The following is a 3,192-nucleotide window of genomic DNA, read 5'->3' on the forward strand; positions in this document are numbered from 1 at the left end:
GGATATGCTCGGCGTCGAAACTTCCCCCATGCCTATCAAGTTCTTTGCTGCAATAGCAGCAACGGCGTTTCTGATGGTGATAAAAGTGGAACTTAACCTCACGCCTGAAGGTGTTGATCAGATGTGCATCTGAATCAGGACGACCGGTCCAGAGGTTCGCATCTTCGGCTCCCCGCCGTTGAAGATGCTCGTGCTGCTGTGTATCCAATCCCGGAATAGAGGTCGGGGTAGGGGCCCGGGAACGGAAACTATTCATCGCCGCTCTCACTGAGTGTTAGCAACTCCAGCCCACGTTCAATCAGCTCGAGATCTTTGCCTGCGTGATCGTCTCGGTGTGAATGGCTGTAGAGTCGTCGAAGTCGCTCAAGTTCGGCGATCGCTAAGAGGTTGGTGTCGTAGTCGCCGGTCGTCCCCGCTGTAACGGTGGAGAGAATCAGATTCGCGAGATGAGCGCTCCCGGCGACAGGAGTATTGAATACATCCAGAAGCGCACCCTCAACTGAAGGTCGACGTGGCGATGGCGTGTTCTCATCGACATCTTCGCTCATATGAAGAACTTCGACTCCCCGATGCTGCGCGCTCTGGACTATCAGAGGAGAGTGTGTCGCGATGAGCACGTGGCAATCGCGATGCGGGGAAAGCGCCATGAGTAAATGTTCGAGGTAGCTCTGTTGCCATCGGGGATGGAGACTGAGCTCGGGTTCATCGATGACGACGAGCGTACTGTCCTTTAGGGTGGCGGCCAGCCCAATAATGGAGCAAAGCATCTGCTGTTGGCCCGAGCTCGCCATCGCAACGTCGAAGCGGTGCTCCCCTATCGTCGAAATCTCGCAGGAGGCAAGCTCGAGAAGGTTCAATCGACGAAGGAGTGAGAGCGCCTGGAGCAAGGCGAAGTCCAGTGACTTTTGGTCGGTTCCGTTCAGGTCTAGACGAAACTTTCCGCGCTCCAAGTATGGAGCCACAACTTCAAATGCAGTACTGACGAGCTCTGCGAGGTCATCTAGGTTCGTCTGATTCAACTGCCTTCGCAGCTGAGCCTTGAAGATATGATGACTTGGCCAATATCCCGCGGCGGCCTCCTCAAGATAGCGGCGTATGCGAGTCCTCTGGTCTCCGGTCATTCCAGTCAAAAACCTGAAGTCCTTCTTAGGGACGTAGGTAAGAAGAAGACTGTCTCGCAGATCCAGGCCTCGCATGACTTCGAAAATTGCGTGTACGCTTTTCGACCGCTCGCTCAGGCGATAGATTGCCTGTTCGATAATCTGCTTCGTAAGGCCTTTTCCGACAAAGCGTGTCTGACTGTGTAGGCCGATACAGTAATAGGCGAACCGATCTTCAGCGTCATCTCCGTAAATGTCCGCGAGCGACGTGCTGTCGGCCAGGGGGCGGGGAAATCGGCTGAAAGGGCTGAACGTTTGACTAATGGTCCTCGACGGCCGGTCACTCAGCTGAGATGCGTTGGGACTGTAGTAGTAGTCGCCAGTGTTTCGAGTAAATTGACGCATGATCGCTGCGAGTGATTCGGTCTTTCCCGATCCGTTCGCCCCAGTTAGAAGATGGAGAGTGTTGCTGCGGATTCTGCTGCGAGGAAGGTCGCGGTGACCGGATGGTGTCCATAGCGAACGTATTTCCATGTGGGAGCTTTCCGAGTCAATCAGCGAAGCACGTTAGCGAGGAGCAGGACAAGAATCCACGAACATAGGAAGACAGCCGCCATTCTCATCGGGGTCCGGCTCGGAGAAAACCTTTGCATTATTAGCCAGTCTTCGATCCTCTTGAAGGAGCATCTTTGCGTGGCGGTCGTCGTGGATCCGTTGCTGGCGAGGTGCTCACGAACGACAGAGGCAGAATCGTYGTGACTGAAGAGGGTGATTACATTGGTGACGCCAGATGCCCTCAAAGCTTCCAGGTAAGCCTCCTCGGCTTGCTCCGTTGCAGCTTCCCAGCGCACCTGCCAGAACTTGGCACCCGCCGACATCTGAAGTTGAAACAGAGATAGTACTGCGCCTATCAACGCGACAACGATGACGCCTAAGAATTCGGGAGAGGCTCCCTCTTTAAGAGCGGCAGCTACAAGTGCGCCTTGTGCAATTAGGACGAAATTATTTCGTGACGACAGCTGCGATATTTCGAAGTTTCTAGTCTCGAGAGCACAAGCCAGGACCTTCTCGAGGCGATCAACTTCACTTACGGTCGGAGCGTGGAGTATAGCTGTGGGTGCCAGAGTGATCATGTTTGGTCCTGCCATGAGGTTGGAGGGCGCCAAGCGGCCCGTCAGTGGCGCATGCCGCGCCATACCCAGATATATTTCGGCAGGAGGTTAAAAAAAGTTAGGTCAGGAAGCCATCGCGACGCGCGATTTGCCGGAACAGCGTATATCCGTTGCGATATCGTCACTTGTCTGTGCCAGACCCCGTGATGTGCGACGGTGTGTAGCCGCTGACTAGGCAGTGGTTTTTTGAGACACAACTGCCCCGACATCCCGGCTGCTCTTTAGGCGTTGGACTAGAAGAGCGTGGCCGAATCGGTAACCAGGAATTGTCATAGCCACGACATGGACTTTGCGTTCTGCGTCGCCTGGGGTAGGGCGCTCCGAGAAGGTGCCGTGTGCACCTAGGTGACCGGGCCCCCGGCACCCATGCGGCGAGTTGCTCTTCGAGCTCAAGGGCGAGCTGGTGCGCATCCAATGCCTTGGTCTTTGTGAGTTTGCTATCCAGTAACTTGACGTACCTTCGGAACTATTTCCGCCTGCCTAGAAGCTCTGAACGTCCGATGTCGGACTTCCCGACGTCCAGCTTCGGTGGGTCGGAGAATCCAGTGAAGGCATCTCCCAACGACACTTCGCCCAGCGCGTATGTTTTCTTGTTGCGTAGACCATTGATGCCTTCTTCCCAGGCCAGGAGCATGCGCTTGCCAATGTCGCTGAAAGCCGGGTGTTCCTCTATGGCGCCGCGTACTGCCGGTGCCACCTCGCAAATGGCCTGGCCGATGCCTTCGACAATCTCCAACTGCTCTTTCACCGAAATTCCGAAGGTGTTCGCAATGAATGTCTGCAAGTTCCTGCCAGGCGCCCACGTTTTCTTTCCCATGAACGAAATAGCTGGCGGATTGTGTTGGTATCCCGCATAGACGCTGGTTGTCAGCATGTCGTACACCGGTGCCAGGTGGACATCGGTTCGCGAGGTGTAGAGA

Annotated in this window: 3 protein-coding genes; all 3 read right to left on the reverse strand. The window is 55.2% G+C overall.

Going from position 1 to position 3,192, the window contains the following annotated elements:
* Positions 1 to 248 precede the first annotated feature (248 nt).
* Positions 249 to 1,634 (reverse strand): AAA family ATPase, encoded by a 1,386-nt coding sequence (locus tag AC1DT2_RS19145; protein ID WP_477298057.1) that lies wholly within the window; start codon positions 1,632 to 1,634, stop codon positions 249 to 251.
* A gap of 20 nt (positions 1,635 to 1,654) precedes the next feature.
* Positions 1,655 to 2,233: a RipA family octameric membrane protein gene (locus tag AC1DT2_RS19150; RefSeq protein ID WP_477298058.1), complete on the reverse strand. Its 579-nt coding sequence runs from the start codon at positions 2,231 to 2,233 to the stop codon at positions 1,655 to 1,657.
* A gap of 505 nt (positions 2,234 to 2,738) precedes the next feature.
* Positions 2,739 to 3,192: hypothetical protein (locus tag AC1DT2_RS19155; RefSeq protein WP_477298060.1), on the reverse strand; the 454-nt coding region annotated here is incomplete at its 5' end.

This window comes from Luteibacter sp. P4_E6, assembly GCF_056401535.1.